General features: G+C 53.3%; 13 protein-coding genes and 1 tRNA gene. 11 read left to right on the top strand and 3 right to left on the bottom strand.

Annotation, left to right across the window (positions count from 1 at the left end):
• Window positions 1-46: 46 nt before the first annotated feature.
• The 3 genes from KHQ09_RS04200 to KHQ09_RS04190 are packed head-to-tail and all read right to left on the bottom strand — an operon-like array spanning window position 47 to window position 3854.
• The gene (locus KHQ09_RS04200; RefSeq protein WP_213596520.1) at window positions 47-1900 is read right to left on the bottom strand and encodes a glycosyltransferase family 2 protein; all 1854 of its coding nucleotides are present in this window, start codon (window positions 1898-1900) and stop codon (window positions 47-49) included.
• A complete protein-coding gene (gene galE, locus KHQ09_RS04195) occupies window positions 1897-2883 on the bottom strand; it encodes a UDP-glucose 4-epimerase GalE (RefSeq protein WP_213596518.1) in 987 nt (328 codons plus the stop codon). Before galE ends, KHQ09_RS04200 begins: the two co-directional genes overlap by 4 nt.
• Window positions 2880-3854, bottom strand: a complete 975-nt coding sequence (locus KHQ09_RS04190) for a UDP-glucuronic acid decarboxylase family protein (RefSeq protein ID WP_420801465.1) — start codon at window positions 3852-3854, stop codon at window positions 2880-2882. The genes galE and KHQ09_RS04190 overlap by 4 nt, the downstream gene beginning before the upstream one ends.
• Before the next feature lie 367 nt (window positions 3855-4221).
• Here KHQ09_RS04190 and KHQ09_RS04185 point away from each other — a divergent pair, with 367 nt between their 5' ends.
• From KHQ09_RS04185 to KHQ09_RS04135, 11 genes are all read left to right on the top strand, one after another.
• Window positions 4222-5391: an AraC family transcriptional regulator gene (locus tag KHQ09_RS04185; RefSeq protein ID WP_213596507.1), complete on the top strand. Its 1170-nt coding sequence runs from the start codon at window positions 4222-4224 to the stop codon at window positions 5389-5391.
• 233 nt (window positions 5392-5624) lie between these two features.
• Window positions 5625-5698: transfer RNA gene (locus KHQ09_RS04180), tRNA-Cys, on the top strand.
• A gap of 68 nt (window positions 5699-5766) precedes the next feature.
• On the top strand, window positions 5767-6444 hold the full coding sequence (locus tag KHQ09_RS04175) for an MOSC domain-containing protein (RefSeq protein ID WP_213596505.1): 678 nt from the start codon (window positions 5767-5769) through the stop codon (window positions 6442-6444).
• Window positions 6445-6517: 73 nt separating this feature from the next.
• Complete coding sequence (gene pdxR / locus KHQ09_RS04170; RefSeq protein WP_213596503.1) at window positions 6518-7954, top strand: MocR-like pyridoxine biosynthesis transcription factor PdxR; 1437 nt, start codon at window positions 6518-6520, stop codon at window positions 7952-7954.
• Window positions 7955-8140: 186 nt separating this feature from the next.
• Window positions 8141-9034, top strand: a complete 894-nt coding sequence (locus KHQ09_RS04165; protein WP_121993922.1) for a MurR/RpiR family transcriptional regulator — start codon at window positions 8141-8143, stop codon at window positions 9032-9034.
• Complete coding sequence (locus KHQ09_RS04160; RefSeq protein ID WP_213596501.1) at window positions 9015-10892, top strand: dipeptide ABC transporter ATP-binding protein; 1878 nt, start codon at window positions 9015-9017, stop codon at window positions 10890-10892. Before KHQ09_RS04165 ends, KHQ09_RS04160 begins: the two co-directional genes overlap by 20 nt.
• A gap of 19 nt (window positions 10893-10911) precedes the next feature.
• On the top strand, window positions 10912-12441 hold the full coding sequence (locus tag KHQ09_RS04155; protein ID WP_151158557.1) for a glutathione ABC transporter substrate-binding protein: 1530 nt from the start codon (window positions 10912-10914) through the stop codon (window positions 12439-12441).
• Window positions 12442-12556: 115 nt separating this feature from the next.
• The gene (gsiC, locus tag KHQ09_RS04150; RefSeq protein WP_151158558.1) at window positions 12557-13477 is read left to right on the top strand and encodes a glutathione ABC transporter permease GsiC; all 921 of its coding nucleotides are present in this window, start codon (window positions 12557-12559) and stop codon (window positions 13475-13477) included.
• Window positions 13474-14358, top strand: coding sequence for an ABC transporter permease subunit (locus KHQ09_RS04145; protein WP_022710156.1), 885 nt, complete (start codon window positions 13474-13476; stop codon window positions 14356-14358). Before gsiC ends, KHQ09_RS04145 begins: the two co-directional genes overlap by 4 nt.
• Before the next feature lie 64 nt (window positions 14359-14422).
• A complete protein-coding gene (locus tag KHQ09_RS04140) occupies window positions 14423-15364 on the top strand; it encodes an isoaspartyl peptidase/L-asparaginase family protein (protein WP_213596499.1) in 942 nt (313 codons plus the stop codon).
• Window positions 15365-15590: 226 nt separating this feature from the next.
• Window positions 15591-16700, top strand: coding sequence for an SbmA/BacA-like family transporter (locus KHQ09_RS04135; protein ID WP_213596496.1), 1110 nt, complete (start codon window positions 15591-15593; stop codon window positions 16698-16700).
• Window positions 16701-16703 lie beyond the last annotated feature (3 nt).

The following is a 16703-nucleotide window of genomic DNA, read 5'->3' as shown; positions in this document are numbered from 1 at the left end:
GCGCGTATCTTATCCGAAAACCGGTTCCCGCTTTTCGGGATACGCTCTAATCTTCCGATATGTTTATTGATGCGCCGGAGCGCCAATGCGGTCTGAATGTTGTTATGCGCAGCGATTGTCCGCCGACACCGGCACCGGCTGCCGAATAGCGTTCATCAAAAAGCCGGACATGTTTTGCGCCCCAGGCAAGCACTTCGAGGCTTTCACGTCCCCGTTCAAAGGTCGCAATTCCGGGCAGAAGGATGAGAGACAGAATAGTCGCCAGCACTGCCGGACGGTAATAGCGCGTGGTCATGCGCACTTTGTTTTCCACGCTGTGCCGCACCAGCACCACGATCAGCAGCACGGCATAAGTCACACTGTTGAGAATGGCGAACAGGTAGAAGCCACGACTTTCACCGGCATCCGGCACAAGAAACACCGCCAATACGGAACCAAGCGCAACAAAGGCATAGGGAACCAGAACCCTGAAAGGCAGCGGATCAACCTCGGATGTTCCCTTCGGGGTCACGCGGAAATCCACAAAAGATCCGGTCATCCAGTCGCGTAATGCCGCAACCGAGCCTGCCAGTGCCCAAGGCCAGCGGGCGAGCAGAAAGAGCGCGCTCTCCCAGCTCAGAATTTTACCGTTTTCAGGCCGGAAAGTTCCGGTTGCCCGCCAGCGATAGGCGAAGACCAGCAGGATCAGCGAAAGCGGCACAAAATGCGTGAGAAAGTCAGGATAAGTGACAGCCACAAAATTCTCGCCGCGAATAAGTGCAATAACCGGCATGGCAAAAAGTGTTGCTGTGAGCAGCGAAAACAGCGGATACCAGAGTTGCGAAAACAAGAACTGGAAACGCAGGCGCGGCGACAGACGCGGGATCAGATCCGGCGAATATTGCAGCAGGATCATTACAATGCTGCGTGCCCACTGAAATTCCTGCGTAATCAGATCGCCGAAAGTGCGGGGGCCGTCGCCATGCGCAATCGCATCAATCGCATGGACACCACGCCAGCCATAAGCGTTCATCATCAGCGTTGTGGAATGATCTTCAGCAAGTTCCGGCCCGAGACCACCAATTTCCTTGAGCGCTACAGTGCGCACTGCATAATGGGAGCCGATGCACATCGGCGCAAAACCACCGCTATAGCCTGCCTGTAAAGAGCCGTGAACATTGGCTTCGGCATAGAGCCTGCCGCGTGCCGACCAGCTTTCCGCAGCATTGTGGTCGCAGATACTCGGCGCGGAAACATAACCGACTGCCGGATCGGCGAATGGCCGCAACATCTGCCAGAGATAATCCGGCTCAGGCACATGATCGGCATCAAGCTGCGCAACAAAATCATAGCGCTCATAACCGTAATGATCGTAGAAAAACGCAAGATTGCCTTCTTTGCAGCGCGTACGACGTGGCCATGTCTGCCGGTGATAGTCGGCGCGGCCTTTACGTGTCGATACAAAAACCCCGTGCGCGCGGCACCACGCCAGTGTTTCCGGTGACGGATCTTCATCGGCAAGCCAGGTATCATGCGGCTGTGTCTGCGCAAGCATCGCCTGCAAAGTTTCAGCGACAATGGAGAATGGTTCTGATGGTGCCTTGGTCACAACCATGGCAATCCGGCTGTTCTGCGGTATGCGCAAAGCACCGACGGGCTTAACCGCAAAGTAAAACATGCCCAGAAAATAGGCTGGCAGCAATGTGAGCCAAGCCAGCACCAGCGTTGCTACAAGACTGCCGAATACACTCACATGATGTTCAGGCTGCAACCACCAGACCCAGAAATAGATGAAGGCCGCCAGCCATATAGAAACACCGGCAATATATTCTGCCCGCCTGTAGCCCTGAAATACGGATACCAGCAGCGGTTCGCCATTCAGCGTGAAAGACTTCTGTCTGTTGATGGCAGGAAGTGTCATGATCTCGCCTCCAGTCCGAAGAAAGGAGCCGCAGTCCGGACGATTGTTTCCAGATCCGAATATTGCGGTTCAAAACCAAGCATATGGCGTGCAAGAGCGGGATCGGCATAAAGAGCCGGCGGGTCACCTGCACGACGCGGACGGATAATTACAGGAACCGTACGGCCGGTTACCTTGTCGATCGTATTGAGGATTTCGCGGATAGAAGAGCCACGCCCTGTCCCGAGATTGACCGCGAGATTGTCACCGCCACCGGCAAGATAATCGTAAGCCAGAACATGGGCGCGGGCGAGATCAGTGACATGAATATAGTCCCGCACACAGGTGCCGTCCTCAGTGTCATAATCATCTCCGAAAATCTCAAGCTGTGCGATTTTTCCGGCTGCTGCCAGCAGCGCGCGGGGGATGAGATGGGTTTCCGGATCATGCCATTCTCCCAGTTCACCTTCCGGATCAGCGCCGCAGGCATTGAAATAGCGCAAAGCCACATAGCGCAGCCCGAAAGCCGAGGCATAATCGGCCAGCATATGTTCAGCAATCAGCTTGGTCTGACCATAAGGGCTGACAGGGATCTGGGCGGCAGTTTCCGCAACCGGCAAATTTGCCGGCACGCCATAAGTGGCGCAGCTCGAAGAAAAGATCACCTTATCCAGCCCTGTCTCGCGACAGGCATCCAGTAAAGACAAAGTTCCGCAGACATTATTACGGTAATATTTTGCAGGATCTGTGACGGATTCCCCGACATAGGCGGACGCGGCAAAATGAATAACGGCAACCGGCATATAGCGCAGGATCGTTTCCGTCAGCAGCATCGTGTCCAGAATATCGGCCTGCACAAGAGGGCCATAGCGCACGGAAGACCGGTGCCCCGTAGACAAATTGTCATAAACAACCGGCTCAATACCCCGGAATTTCAGAAGCTTGGCTGTATGGCTCCCGATATAACCGGCACCGCCCGTAATCAGAATGCGCTTTGCTGTCATCTGGCTATCTCCCGTAATCTGTATCCGGAGAGGCTCAGACGGCTGTCAAAATAGGTGATTGTCTTTTCCAGACCTTCGGTCAGCTGCACCTGCGGCTGCCAGCCCAGTTCACGCATTGCAAGCGAGATATCAGGACGGCGCTGGCGCGGGTCATCGACAGGCAGCGGATGGTGAACAATACGCGAGCGGGAGCCTGTCAGATCAATCACGATCTTCGCCAGTTCACCGATCATGAACTCACCGGGATTGCCCAGATTAACCGGTCCTGTCACCGATGCATCGGCCGCCATCAGACGGACAAAACCTTCGATCAGGTCATCCACATAGCAGAAGGAACGGGTCTGCGTGCCGTCACCGTAAATCGTAATGTCCTCGCCCTTCAGCGCCTGAACAATAAAATTGGAGACCACACGTCCGTCATCCGGCCGCATATGCGGGCCGAAAGTATTGAAAATCCTGACGATTTTTATTTCGGTGTCATAGGCTTTGTGGAAGTCGAAAAACAGGGTTTCCGCACAGCGCTTTCCCTCATCATAGCAGGAGCGCGGGCCGAACGGATTGACATTGCCCCAATAGGTTTCGACCTGCGGATGAATATGCGGATCGCCGTAAACCTCGGATGTTGACGCCTGAAAAATGCGGGCATTATAGCGGGCAGCCAGTGTCAGCAGATTATACGCGCCCAGCACACTGGTCAGCGTTGTGTGAACAGGATCGGCCTGATAATGCGGCGGCGATGCGGGACAAGCGAGATTGTAAATCTCATCCGCTTCCAGATCGAACGGCTCAACAATATCATGGTCAATAACACTGAAAGTGTCATAGCCAAGCAGATGCATAATATTCTGCTTGCTGCCGGTCGAGAAGTTATCAACACAGATAACCCGATGGCCTGAACGGAGGAGACGCTCACAGAGATGCGAACCGAGAAAACCGGCTCCGCCTGTGACAATAATCTGCTTATGTAATATATCCGACTGAACAGCATAAAGCTCACGTACAGGTGTTCTGCCAGACTGATTACCAATGTGGTGATTAAGTTCACTCATCTTCAACTCCATCAAATTTATCTTTAAATCTGCATTGATGTAAAAAGAAATTTAATGAAATTACTTAAGTAAACTTACTAAAAATACTCAAAATATAAACGAAATTTTAACAAAATTACTTTTATATACTATATACCGTTCCGTCAGAGGATTGTCGTTATCACTGCATCCTGAAAATTATCATTTCGTACATTTCTTATTTGATATGATAAGATATTGCTTGAGGATGATGTGCTGAGAGATTTCACAAGATTTCACTGCGAAAATATGCAGTGGACGGAGGAAACGCATGCATAAGCAATCTGACACCCCGGAAGGAAACACTGACCGGCTGAGAGCTGAAGCAACATGGCCGCAGGTTGAGCGCCGCCGCTTTCCCCGCACCGGTCAGGATGTTCTTGAGCCGGTGATCATTCCTTCAACCGCACCGCCTTTACCGTCGCTGCATTTTTCCACGCAGGACCTGCCTCCCGAAGAGCAATTCGAGGCATGGCGCGTTTATATGCGGCCGATTATTGATGTCCGTTTGCCGGACAATGTTCTGCCTGAGGACGGATTTTTCGCTACCCATACTGTCTGGCATTTCGGGAAAATGCTGTTTGTCCGGCAGCAGAGCGATGCCTATAGTTACGCCCGCACTGCTGCACAATTACGCTACAGCCCGATTGATCACTGGTATCTGGGATTAAGACGCAGCGGGCAGGCATGGACGGAGGTTGACGGCAAAGTTATTAAAACCGGCTCGGGTCGCGTGGCCTTCCGCACACTCGGACACCCCTATCGGGGGCGCTGCACCAGTTCTGAAATTGTGCTGCTCTATATGCCTTACAGCCTGTTTTCCGGCGAGGCCGGTCTATTCAAGTCTGTCAATAATTCCATCCTGTCAGGAACGCTTGCCACGCTGCTGGCGAATTTTCTGGCTCAGGTTGAAACACATCTGCCCTCGCTGACACTGGATGATCTGCCCGGTATTGTACAAACAATCAGGAATATGATTGTGAACGGCGTTGAGCCCTGTGTCCGTCCAGACCATGACCATCCGGGTCAAATCGGCTTCGGAACCATGGAACGGGTGCATCACTACATTCATCACAATCTGCACGATCCGCAACTCACAGCAGAGAAAATCTGCCGGTCGGTCGGCATATCCCGCACGCGGCTTTATCAGCTGTTCGAGTCCCATGGCGGCGTTCTGAATTATATCCGCAAACAGCGCCTGCAAGCGGCCTATGAAACATTGCAGGATCCGGCCAATCAGGACAGAATTCTCGACATTGCCCAAACGGCCGGTTTTGATGTTGCCGCAAATTTCACCCGCGCATTCACCAATGAGTTCGGCGTCAGCCCGAGCAAAGTGCGCAAAAACCTGTCCGCACCCCATCCGGAGCCGACAGATTTCCCTGTCCCGAACAGCAAACAGGTCAGCTTTGAAAACTGGCTACGCAATCTCGACCTGTAATAAAAGCAAAGGCAGAAACAATCCGACAATAACAGGCCGATTGACTGACAAATATACTGATTAATCTGATTTTCTATTCTGTATTTCTATGCATTACACATCGCTACCGGCCTGTTCAGAATATAAAAACCGGACCATCCGCTTTGCCCTGAACAGCATTATTCAGGAGACGGTTTTACAAAACATCCTCCCAAGATATTTTGAAAACTACACGATCCTAAGCCCCAAGATCAGGCCGAATGGCGGAGAGGTTACGCAACGGATTGCAAATCCGTTCAGCTTGGTTCAAATCCAAGGTCGGCCTCCATTTCTGACCAATATCAGTCATAATATTGGTCAGAAATGGCTCTCTCCTTATGCCCAGAGAACGCAGATATGATTTCGATAAATACAGTTCTGACCGGTACCGTTGCCCCGCTTGGCCCCCGCGAAGCCCCCAGTGCAATTGCCAAAACTCCGTCACAGGGCAAAAACTGGCTCGGCACGGAAGGCTTCACCAAGGATGCACAAGGTGATCGCAAGCATCACGGCGGGCCGGAAAAAGCTGTTCATCATTATGCCTATGAACATTATGCGGTCTGGAAGCAGGAAATCGGCGAGCGCGATGTCTTGCAACAGGCAGGCGCATTCGGTGAAAATATTTCGACCACCGGCCTGACAGAAGAGACTATTGCAATCGGGGACATATTTCAGGCTGGTGACGCCGTTATTCAGGTCAGTCAGGGACGTCAGCCCTGCTGGAAGCTTAATTTCCGCTTTGATACCGGCGACATGTCCCTGCGTGTGCAACGCAGCGGTCGTACCGGCTGGTATTATCGCGTTCTACAAGAAGGCTTTGTTGAAGCCGGCGATATATTACAACTGATTGAACGCCCCTCGCCTGACTGGACCATCCGCAAAGCGTGGCATATTTTATATGTCGATACGCTGAATTTTGCAGAACTGGCTGTGATGGCCGATCTTGAACATCTTGCGCAGAGCTGGCGTGATTATGCCGTTAAGCGACTAGCCACACGAAAAACGGAGGACTGGTCACGCCGCCTGCAAGGCTGACCAGCGTCTGAAGCCTCTCTTCCGCTCTAATATGGAACAGGCAGCATCCTGCCTTTATCAATTCAGGTCTGTGATGAGAAAAAGTACCGCACTTGCAATCGAAGTCTCTGCCCGCGAACGGGAACCGATTTTTCTGGCCTTAGCCCGCTCCATTATTAGCGAGATTGAACGTGGCCGCCTCAAACCCGGCGCGGCATTGCCCGGCACACGTTCGCTGGCGCAAACACTCAAACTCAACCGCAATACTGTTGATGCGGCCTATCACGAACTGACAATGCAGGGCTGGCTTTCAGCTGAACCATCGCGCGGCACCTTTGTTTCCCATGACCTGCCGGACGTTTCCGGCTCAGGAAAAACAACAACGGCCGGTAAACAGCCCTCTCCCGTGAACAGCAATCTGCCGCTTTTTACACTCAAATTTTCTGACGGCGCGCCGGATGCACGCCTGCTGCCGACAACCGCCTTTGCGCAGGCTTTCCGCCGTGCACTGACAAGCACCAATTTCACCCATGGCGGCTCCTATAGTGATCCGGCAGGCAATAAATCACTGCGGGAAAATCTTTCAGCCTATCTGAATGTCGAGCGCGGTCTGGTGGCTACTGAGAAAGACATTCTCATTACCAGAGGCAGCCAGATGGCGCTGTTTCTGGCCGCGAAAGCAATCATTGAACCCGGCACAAAAATTGCCGTTGAGCAGCCGGGTTATCCTTTGGCATGGTCGGCATTTCGTGCAGCGGGCGCAGAAATCTGCGGCATAGCGGTGGATGAAGGCGGGATTGATGTTGATGCTCTTGAGGCACTTGCCCGACAAGACCCGCAGCTCAAAGCTGTTTACCTGACACCGCATCATCAATATCCGACAACAGTCACGCTCGGAGCCGCAAGACGGCTGCGCCTGTTTGATATTGCACAGCGTTACGGTCTGGTCATTATCGAGGATGATTATGACAATGAATATCGCTATGACGGCCGCCCTGTCCTGCCATTAACCGCGCGTTCCGGCAAGGAACTGCCGGTTATCTATCTCGGCTCCCTGTCCAAGGTTCTGGCTCCGGGCATTCGTATCGGCTATGCCGTTGCACCGGCGGATATTCTCAGGCGGATGATCCGGCACCGTGAGGCGATTGACCGGCAAGGCGACCTGCCGCTGGAACTTGCCCTGAGTGACCTTCTCGCTGACGGCACTATCAAGCGCCATGCCCGAAAAGCCCGCCGGATTTATCACGCAAGACGCGACTTTCTCGCCGGACAGTTGCAAAACCTGCTCGGCGATGACGGCCGGTTCTCGCTTCCGGCTGGTGGTTTGGCCATCTGGTTCAGACTCAATCAGGGGTTTTGTGCACAAACATGGTCTGAAAATGCTGCCCGCTCCGGCCTCTCCGTCTTGCCCGGTGCACATTTTGAGCTGGATAAAAGCCGTGCCACAGAGGCTTTCCGCATTGGCTTTGCCAATTCAAGTGAAGCCGAACTCGCACGGATGGTGCAGATATTGGCTCGATCAAAAGCCTGAAATAACAAAGCCTTCGGCTCCCTCTCTGTTGAACCTGTTTCAGGCCGCTGTTCCCATCCGAACAGCGGCCAAATTTCATTCTGCATCGTAGAAATTTATTTCTGTGACACTCTTATGAAAAAGATTTTCATTTTGAATCTTTTTTGATAGGATTTTTTTCGGGAGAATAATGAGGGGGAAAGATCGGTGAATCTACCGGCGCTTATTGAAGCACAGTGGTCACGCCTGACAGCCAATCAGCAGAAAATTGCTGATTTCGTGCTGACGAACCCCTTTCCGGTTGCCACAATGGGCATTGAAGAGCTGGCAACAGCCACCGAAACCTCCACCGCCACCATCACACGTTTTGTCAAAGCGCTCGGCCTGAACGGTTTTACCGAATTTCGCGCCCATGCCGTGCAGGGCTATCAGTCTCTGCTGAAGCCGGTTGAAAATATCGACCGCGCCCGTCACATTCCGCCGCGCCGTGTGATTAAAGACGCCTTCAAGAATGCTCTTTCACAGGTACAGACTGTTGCAAAGCAAGCGGATAATCCGGTCTGGGAAAGCGCCGCCATGCGTATCCAAAACGCCCAGCGCATTGCATTCTTAGGCTTTGGTGTCAGCGGCAATCTGCTCCAGCTTTTTGCCGACAGGCTGCTGCCTTTCAGCCGTGCACAGATCATGCTGACCGGTGAGAACGGCATGGAGCGGGTCGCGCTCAAAATCGCAGGCCTCGGTCCTGAAGACCTGCTGATCGCCATGGCATTGCCACGCTATTCACAACACACAGTCGATTTTATGAAGCTCGCCCGTGGTCGCGGCACCTATTGCATCGCGGTTACGGACGGAGCGCATTCTCCGCTTTGCGCCCTCAGCCATGAGCAGATTTTCATTCCGGCGGATCATCCGGTTCTGCACAGTTCCGGCATTGCCGCACTTGCTGCTTTTGAAACTATTCTCGCCGTTCTGGCGGCCCATCATCAGAGCGTGTCCGATGCCGTATCGATGACACGCTTTCTCATGCCCTATTTTTATGCGGATGATGAACAGCATCCGCAGTCCAAAACGAGGACCACGGATGTCAGTGAAGCCGAGTAACCCGCAAACAGCACCGGTTATCCGCGTTGAGAATATCAGCGTTGATTTCAAAGGTGATGAAAGCACATTCCGTGCGGTTAAGAACCTGTCTTTCGAGATCAAGGCCGGAGAAACGCTGGCTGTGGTTGGTGAATCCGGCTCCGGTAAATCCGTAACCTCGCTGGCCATTATGCGTCTGGTGGAAAGCGGCGGCGGCAAGATCACCGAAGGCGGCATCCACTTTACCGGCAATGACGGTGTTACCACCGACCTCACCAAACATTCCCTGAAAGCGATGGAAAAGATCCGCGGCAATGATATTGCCATGATCTTTCAGGAACCAATGACCTCGCTCAACCCGGTTTTCACCGTTGGCGAACAAATTGCCGAAGCTGTGCGTTTGCACCAGAATTGCTCTGCTTCAGAAGCGCGTGCGGAAGCGCTGCGCATGCTGGAAAAAGTCCGTATTCCCGATGCAGCACGCCTGCTTGACCGCCACCCGCATCAGCTTTCCGGTGGTATGCGCCAGCGCGTGATGATTGCAATGGCGCTGTCCTGCAAACCGAAACTGCTGATCGCTGATGAGCCGACCACCGCGCTTGACGTGACCATTCAGGCACAGATTTTGCGCCTCATCCGCCTGTTGCAGGAAGAGATGGGCATGGCTGTGCTGTTCATCACCCATGATATGGGTGTGGTGGCAGAAGTGGCTGACCGCGTTCTCGTGATGCGTCACGGTGAAAAGGTTGAAGAAGGCACTGTAGAGGACGTTTTCAAGTCGCCGCAGCATCCTTATACCCGTGCTTTGCAGGCTGCTGTGCCGCGTCTTGGTGCACTGAATGGTGAAGACCTGCCGCGCCGTTTCCCGATGCTCAAAGCTGATCATGCAAATGGCAAGCCTGCTGAATTTGAAGTTTCCCCGCCGCAGGATACAATCAAATCCGACGAACCTGTGCTGAAGGTGCGCGATCTCGTCACCCGTTTTGATATCCGCCGTGGTTTCTTTTCCAAGCTGGCAGGTCGCGTGCACGCGGTTGAACAGGTCAATTTTGATCTGCGTCAGGGCGAAACTCTGGCACTTGTCGGTGAATCCGGCTGCGGAAAATCCACCACCGGCCGTACATTGATGATGTTGCAGGAAGCCACTTCCGGTTCAGTACACTATCGCGGCAAGGATATTTTCAAGCTGAGCGGCGCTGAGAAACTCGCTGTTCGCCGTAAAATTCAATATGTGTTTCAGGATCCGTTTGCCTCACTCGATCCGCGCCTGACAGTTGGCTTCTCTATTGCCGAACCGCTCATCACCCATGGCCTTGCCAAGGGCAATGAGATTGAGGAGCGCGTTGTGCAATTGCTGCGCGATGTCGGCATGCAGCCGGAACATGCGCGCCGCTATCCGCATCAGTTCTCCGGCGGCCAGCGTCAGCGTATCTGTATTGCCCGCGCTCTGGCCGGTGATCCGGATATTCTGATTACGGATGAGGCTGTGGCCGCACTGGACGTTTCCATTCAGGCGCAGGTCATCAATCTGATGATGGAATTGCAGGAAAAACGCGGCCTGTCCTATATTTTCATCAGCCATGACATGGCCGTGGTTGAACGCGTCTCGCACCGTGTTGCCGTGATGTATCTCGGACAGATTGTTGAAATCGGCCCGCGCCGTCAGATTTTTGAAAATCCGCAACATGCCTATACCCGCCGTCTGCTCTCTGCGGTGCCGATTGCCGATCCGGCACGGCGCGACCGCAACAGACCGCTGATTGAGGGCGAAATCCCAAGTCCGGTGCGCAAGCCCGACGATATGCCTGTTGTCAAACCATTGGTTGAGGTGGAACCCGGCCATTTTGTAGCCCGCCACCCGATCGGTGATTTTAAATAATAAGTGGAAGGAGAGACTAATGAAACTGAAATCAATTCTGCTGTCATCGGCATTAGCTGCCGCTGTCATGCTTCCGGGCACCGTATGGGCGAAATCGCTCACCGTTGCTGTTCAGGACAACCTGACCGGTCTTGACCCTGCTGTGGTCAATGACACCCTGTCCCAGACCTCGCTGCGCCTGATTTATCAGGGTCTGTTCGGTTTCGACAAGGATATGAAACTGATCCCGCTTCTCGCTGAAAGCTATGAAGCCAATGAAAATGCCACCGAGTTTACAATCAAACTGCGCAAGGGCATCAAGTTCCACGACGGCACAGATTTCAATGCTGCTGCTGCCAAGTTCAACATTGACCGCCTTGCCAATCCGGATAACAAACTGTCCCGCCGCAGCCTTGTTTCCATGGTTAAGGAAGTACAGGCCGTTGACGACTCAACCATCAAACTGACCCTCAAAGAGCCTTTCGGTGCCATGGTTGCCTCTCTCGCCCATCCGGGCGCGATGATGATTTCTCCGGCAGCGCTGGAAAAATTCGGCAAAGATATCGACCGTAATCCGGTCGGCACCGGCCCGTTCACTTTCAAACATTGGGCTGCTGATACACTGGAAGTCGTGAAAAACGACAATTACTGGAAAGAAGGCATGCCGAAAGTTGACGGCGTGACCATCCGCTCCGTTCCGGAATCCGGCGCCCGTTTTGCGATGTTGCAGACCGGCGAAGCTCAGTACATTCCGACATTCCCGACTGAACTGATGAAGGCAGTCGAAAACAATCCGAATGTTCAGGTCGAAGCGACACCGTCGATCGTTGAAACCTATGTCGCCATGAACAATCTGAAGAAGCCGTTTGATGATCTGCGCGTGCGTCAGGCTCTGAACTATGCCGTTGATAAAGACGCTTTCTGTAAAGTTGTCTCCAATGGTTACTGCTCACCGGCAGATTCCATCATTCCTTCGGCTCTGGCATTCCATGTGAAAGCCGGTGACTACACTTTCAATCTCGACAAAGCCAAAGAACTGATGAAAGAAGCAGGCCTCGAAGCCGGTTTTGAAACAGAAGTCTGGGCTGCCTCCAATACCGGTTCCCTGCGTGCCGCGCAGTTCATCCAGCAGCAGCTGGCGCAGATCAATGTAAAGGTCAATGTCGTGCCGCTTGAAGCCGGTGTTGCCGCGCAGAAAGTCTGGGGCGTTGATAAGCCTGAAGATGCAACCGTGCAGCTGTATTACGGCGGCTGGTCTGCTTCGACCGGTGATGCTGACTGGGGTATTCGCCCGCTGCTTTACGGCCAGAGCTTCCCGCCTGCAATGTTCAACGTCGCATATTATAAAAACCCGAAGGTTGATGCAGCGATTGAAGCAGGTATTGCAACTGCAGATCCGGCAAAACGTGCTGAAGCCTATGCGGAAGTGCAGAAACTTGCATGGCAGGATGCACCGTGGATTTTCCTTGGTGTAGGTCAGAATATTGCTGCCAAGAGCAAAAGCCTGTCGGGCGTTTATATGCTGCCTGACCGCGGCTTCCTGCTCGAAGATGCCGCTTTTGCTGAATAATCGCATCTGAAAGCGAGTGCTGACCGCTATTTGACGCGTATCTTTTCCGAAAACCGCTTCGCACTTTTCGGGATACGCTTAATACGGTCAGCACAGTTTTTCAGAAAGGAAATCCATGTTTGCCTATCTGATCAAACGGCTGTTGGCCACTATCCCTGTCATTGCGATGGTGATGGTCTGCGTTTTTGCCTTCGTGCATATGTTGCCCGGTGATCCTGCCCGTCTTGTTGCCGGCCCTGAAGCCAGCGCTGAAGATGTCGCCGTTGTGCGCTCCTCTCTCGGGCTTGATAAACCGCTGCCTGAACAGTTCGTCCGCTATTTTACCCGCGCTGTACAGGGCGACTTCGGCATTTCGCTGAAAACCCGCCGCACTGTTGCGGAAGAAATCGGCGCCCGCCTGATGCCGACCGTCTGGCTGACCTTGTTCGCCATGCTCTGGTCAACGGCTCTCGGCCTGCTGATCGGCGTTGTCTCCGCTGTCAAACGCGGCAAATGGCCTGATTATGCGGGTATGATTATTGCGGTTTCCGGTATTTCCTTTCCGCCTTTCTGGCTCGGCCTGCTGCTTATCAACCTGTTTTCCGTCCATCTCGGCTGGTTCCCGACCGGCGGTTACGGCACATGGCAGCATTTTGTCATGCCGTCCTTTACGCTCGGCGTCGGTGTTGCGGCAGTTATGGCGCGTTTCACCCGCTCTTCCTTCATCGAAATTGCCCGTGAAGATTATGTCCGCACTGCACGCGCCAAAGGTGTGCCGGAACGCCGTGTGATCTGGAAACACTCTCTGCGCAATGCGCTGATCCCGATCATCACCATGGTCGGTCTGCAATTCGGCTTCCTGCTCGGTGGTTCGATTGTGGTTGAAAGCGTGTTCTCATGGCCGGGTCTCGGCCGTCTGCTGGTCGATTCAGTTTCCTATCGTGACTATCCGGTCATTCAGGCGCTGATCCTGCTGTTCTCGCTGCAGTTCATTTTCATCAATATGCTGGTTGATGTGCTGTATGCTTTCGCAAATCCGGAGATCCGCTACAAATGAGTGCGACAACTGTTGTGGTGGAACCCACCGAAAAAATGCGCAAGCCTTTGGCTGAATTCTGGCGCCGCTTTAAAAAACAAAAAGTGGCTATGGTTGCGCTTATCTTCATCATCACTCTGGTGCTGATGGCTATCTTCGCGCCGTTTGTTGCCCCTTATGATCCGACCATTCCGGATTATAATGCCGTGCTGCAGGGACCAAGTGCCGCCCATTGGGCAGGCACGGATACCTATGGCCGCGATATTTTCAGCCGCATCATCTGGGGAGCACGGATTTCGCTGTCCGTCGGCTTCCTGTCCGTAACACTGGGTGCTCTGGTGGGCGTCTCGCTCGGCATCATCTCCGGTTATTACGGTCGCTGGATTGACTCCGCTGTGATGCGTCTGTGCGATCTGCTGCTGGCCTTTCCGGGTATCCTGCTGGCGATCGCTGTTATCGCCATTCTCGGACCTGGCATCACCAATGTGATCTATGCGGTTGCGATCTTCTCGATTCCGGTTTTTGCCCGTCTTGCCCGCGGCACCACATTGCAGCTCAAGCGCACAGTCTATGTGGATGCATCCCGCGCTATCGGGGTTAAAGACCGCGTGATCATGCTGCGCCACATTCTGCCGGGCACATTACCGAATGTGATCGTCTATTTCTCCATGCGTATCGGGACATCCATTCTGACTGCGGCATCCCTCTCCTTCATCGGTCTGGGCGCACAGCCGCCAAGCCCTGAATGGGGTGCCATGCTGGCAGACGGACGCTCCTATATGGGCGTTGCCGATCACCTGACCCTGTTTCCGGGCATTGCGATTTTCGTGACTGTTCTGGGTTTTAACCTGTTTGGTGATGGTCTTCGCGACGCATTGGACCCGAAACTACGCTCTGACTGATGAAGTTACGCCGTCTCAATTGAGACGGCGTTCTCATGACAGCTTTCAATATCTGAGGAATACCATGTCTGAAACTACTCCTGTAATTGCACTCCACGGCGGTGCAGGCACAATCCTGAAATTCAATATGACACCGGAACGGGAAGTCGCCTATCACGCAGGTCTCAAAGCCTGTCTGGAAGCCGGTCTGAAAATTTTACACGAAGGCGGCAGCGCGTTGGATGCCGCCACCGCCGCCGTTATGGCACTGGAAGATAATCCGCTGTTCAATGCCGGTCGCGGTGCGGTTTATACCACTGATGCCACGCATGAAATGGATGCTGCCGTGATGGACGGCGAGACACGCCGCTGCGGTGCGATCACCGGCATCTGCGGCCCGCGTCATCCGGTGCTGGCAGCCCGCGCGGTCATGGAACAGACCGAGCATGTGTTCCTCGCCGGTAACGGTGCCAAGCGCTTCTGTGAAAATGCCGGTCTGGAAATGATGGAACCGGAATGGTTCGGCACCCAGCAACGTCTCGATGCACTGAAAGCGGAAATGGAACGTCGTCGTCTTGGTCTGGCGGATGATGGTGATCCGGCACGTAAACACGGCACCGTTGGCGCTGTTGCACTCGACAAAAACGGTCATATTGCTGCTGCAACTTCCACCGGTGGCATGACCGCGAAAACACCGGGTCGCGTGGGTGACAGCCCTGTGATCGGTGCCGGTACATGGGCAGATGATAAAACCGCTGCAATTTCCGCAACCGGTCATGGCGAATATTTCATTCGCTGGGCGGTTGGTCATGAAATTGACGCGCGTATGCGCTGGGCAGGTCAGAGCCTTGCACAGGCTGCGGGTGATGTGGTGCAGGAACTGGGCGAACTCGGCGGCTCCGGCGGCCTGATCGCCGTTGATGCCAAAGGCAATATCGAACTGCCGTTCAACAGCCCCGGCATGTATCGCGCATGGTGCGGTGCCGATGGCATCATCCATACCGGCATTTACGGCAAAGAAGACTGATCTTCCTGCTCAGTGCTGAAGAGACAATCCCCCGATCAGCAATGGTTCGGGGGATTTTTTTGCTCGCTGTTTCTATCATTGATGAAATTGCAGCGTATTTTTTTCAATGGCCGCTCTGGATCGGCTCCCCGAATTCTATTACTTTGCAGCCAGCCTAAAATTACAGGGTCATTAGAGCGCCGTGCGCCCAATGGGGCGCACAAAGGTCGCTCTAAGATTTTAAATTATGCAGCAGCTGAAAGAAGTCATTTCGGTGCCACATCAACAAGACCCTCAGAGCGACAGTCACCTACCGGACATTCCCTTTTTCACGCAACTCGGCATTCTGCGCAAGCTTCTGAATTCCTCGGAAGAATTTCTGAAACTGGCAGCCATGTCTGTTACGCTGCTGCTGATTTTGCTGGCAACCGCCTATGGGCAGGTGACACTCAATCAATGGAATGTACCGTTTTACAATTCCATTGAGCAGCGGGATGTTCCGGAATTTATCCGGCAGTTGCAGATCTTTGTTTTCATTGCTGCCGGATTGCTGGTGCTCAATGTTGCGCAAAACTGGTTTCAGCAAACGCTTTCTGTGGTGATGCGCAAAGCTATTGTCAAAAATCTTCTTGATTGCTGGCTACATGGCAATAAGGCATCCAAACTCGATAAGACCGGTTTTTATGCGCAAAATCCCGACCAGCGCATCCATCAGGATACAAGACAGCTGGCAGATTCAACCACGGGGCTGACAATCGGCTTCATTCAGTCTTCCATCCTCTTATTCAGTTTTATCGGCATTCTGTGGAATGTGTCGGAAGGTTTTGTATTCCGCTATAATGGCTACGAATTCTCACTACCGGGCTATATGGTCTGGGCGGCCATTCTCTATGTTGGACTTGCCTCTGCCCTAAGCCGTTTGGTGGGGCGCGGGCTGGTCAAACTGAACGCCGCCCGTGAAGCGCAGGAAGCAGAATTCAGAACCGCTCTTGTTAAAATTATTAGTGAAAACGATAATTACCCGATGGCCAATGAGAGCGAGCGGAAAATCGGTTTTTTGCGCGGTAAATTTCAAGGCCTGTATTCCAGCATAAAAAAGCTGATCCTTATGGAGACCAATCTCACATGGATTTCATCAGGCTTTGGCTGGATGGCTATTGTGGTGCCGATTTTGGCCGCCGCACCGATCTATTTTTCCGGCGGCTTGAATTTCGGCGGACTGATGATGACAGTTGGCGCGTTCAATCAGGTCTATTCGGCTCTGCGGTGGTATGTGAATAATTATCAGGCCATTGCCGAATGGCGCGCGCATCTGCTGCGTATTACCGGTTTCCACACATTGTTGCTGACAGAATAAAAA

Source organism: Pseudochrobactrum algeriensis, from assembly GCF_018436245.1.
GTDB classification, from domain to species: domain Bacteria; phylum Pseudomonadota; class Alphaproteobacteria; order Rhizobiales; family Rhizobiaceae; genus Pseudochrobactrum; species Pseudochrobactrum saccharolyticum.
Note: the sequence above shows the minus strand (reverse complement) of the source record. Positions and strands in the feature narration are given on the sequence as shown.

What these genes read in the sequence shown, in the direction of transcription:
- KHQ09_RS04200 (WP_213596520.1), bottom strand. Translation starts at nt 1,900, where the DNA reads ATGACACTTCCTGCCATCAACAGACAGAAGTCTTTCACGCTGAATGGC.
- KHQ09_RS04135 (WP_213596496.1), top strand. Translation starts at nt 15,591, where the DNA reads ATGCAGCAGCTGAAAGAAGTCATTTCGGTGCCACATCAACAAGACCCT.
- KHQ09_RS04140 (WP_213596499.1), top strand. Translation starts at nt 14,423, where the DNA reads ATGTCTGAAACTACTCCTGTAATTGCACTCCACGGCGGTGCAGGCACA.
- galE (WP_213596518.1), bottom strand. Translation starts at nt 2,883, where the DNA reads ATGACAGCAAAGCGCATTCTGATTACGGGCGGTGCCGGTTATATCGGG.
- KHQ09_RS04155 (WP_151158557.1), top strand. Translation starts at nt 10,912, where the DNA reads ATGAAACTGAAATCAATTCTGCTGTCATCGGCATTAGCTGCCGCTGTC.
- KHQ09_RS04175 (WP_213596505.1), top strand. Translation starts at nt 5,767, where the DNA reads ATGATTTCGATAAATACAGTTCTGACCGGTACCGTTGCCCCGCTTGGC.
- pdxR (WP_213596503.1), top strand. Translation starts at nt 6,518, where the DNA reads ATGAGAAAAAGTACCGCACTTGCAATCGAAGTCTCTGCCCGCGAACGG.
- KHQ09_RS04185 (WP_213596507.1), top strand. Translation starts at nt 4,222, where the DNA reads ATGCATAAGCAATCTGACACCCCGGAAGGAAACACTGACCGGCTGAGA.
- KHQ09_RS04145 (WP_022710156.1), top strand. Translation starts at nt 13,474, where the DNA reads ATGAGTGCGACAACTGTTGTGGTGGAACCCACCGAAAAAATGCGCAAG.
- gsiC (WP_151158558.1), top strand. Translation starts at nt 12,557, where the DNA reads ATGTTTGCCTATCTGATCAAACGGCTGTTGGCCACTATCCCTGTCATT.
- KHQ09_RS04160 (WP_213596501.1), top strand. Translation starts at nt 9,015, where the DNA reads ATGTCAGTGAAGCCGAGTAACCCGCAAACAGCACCGGTTATCCGCGTT.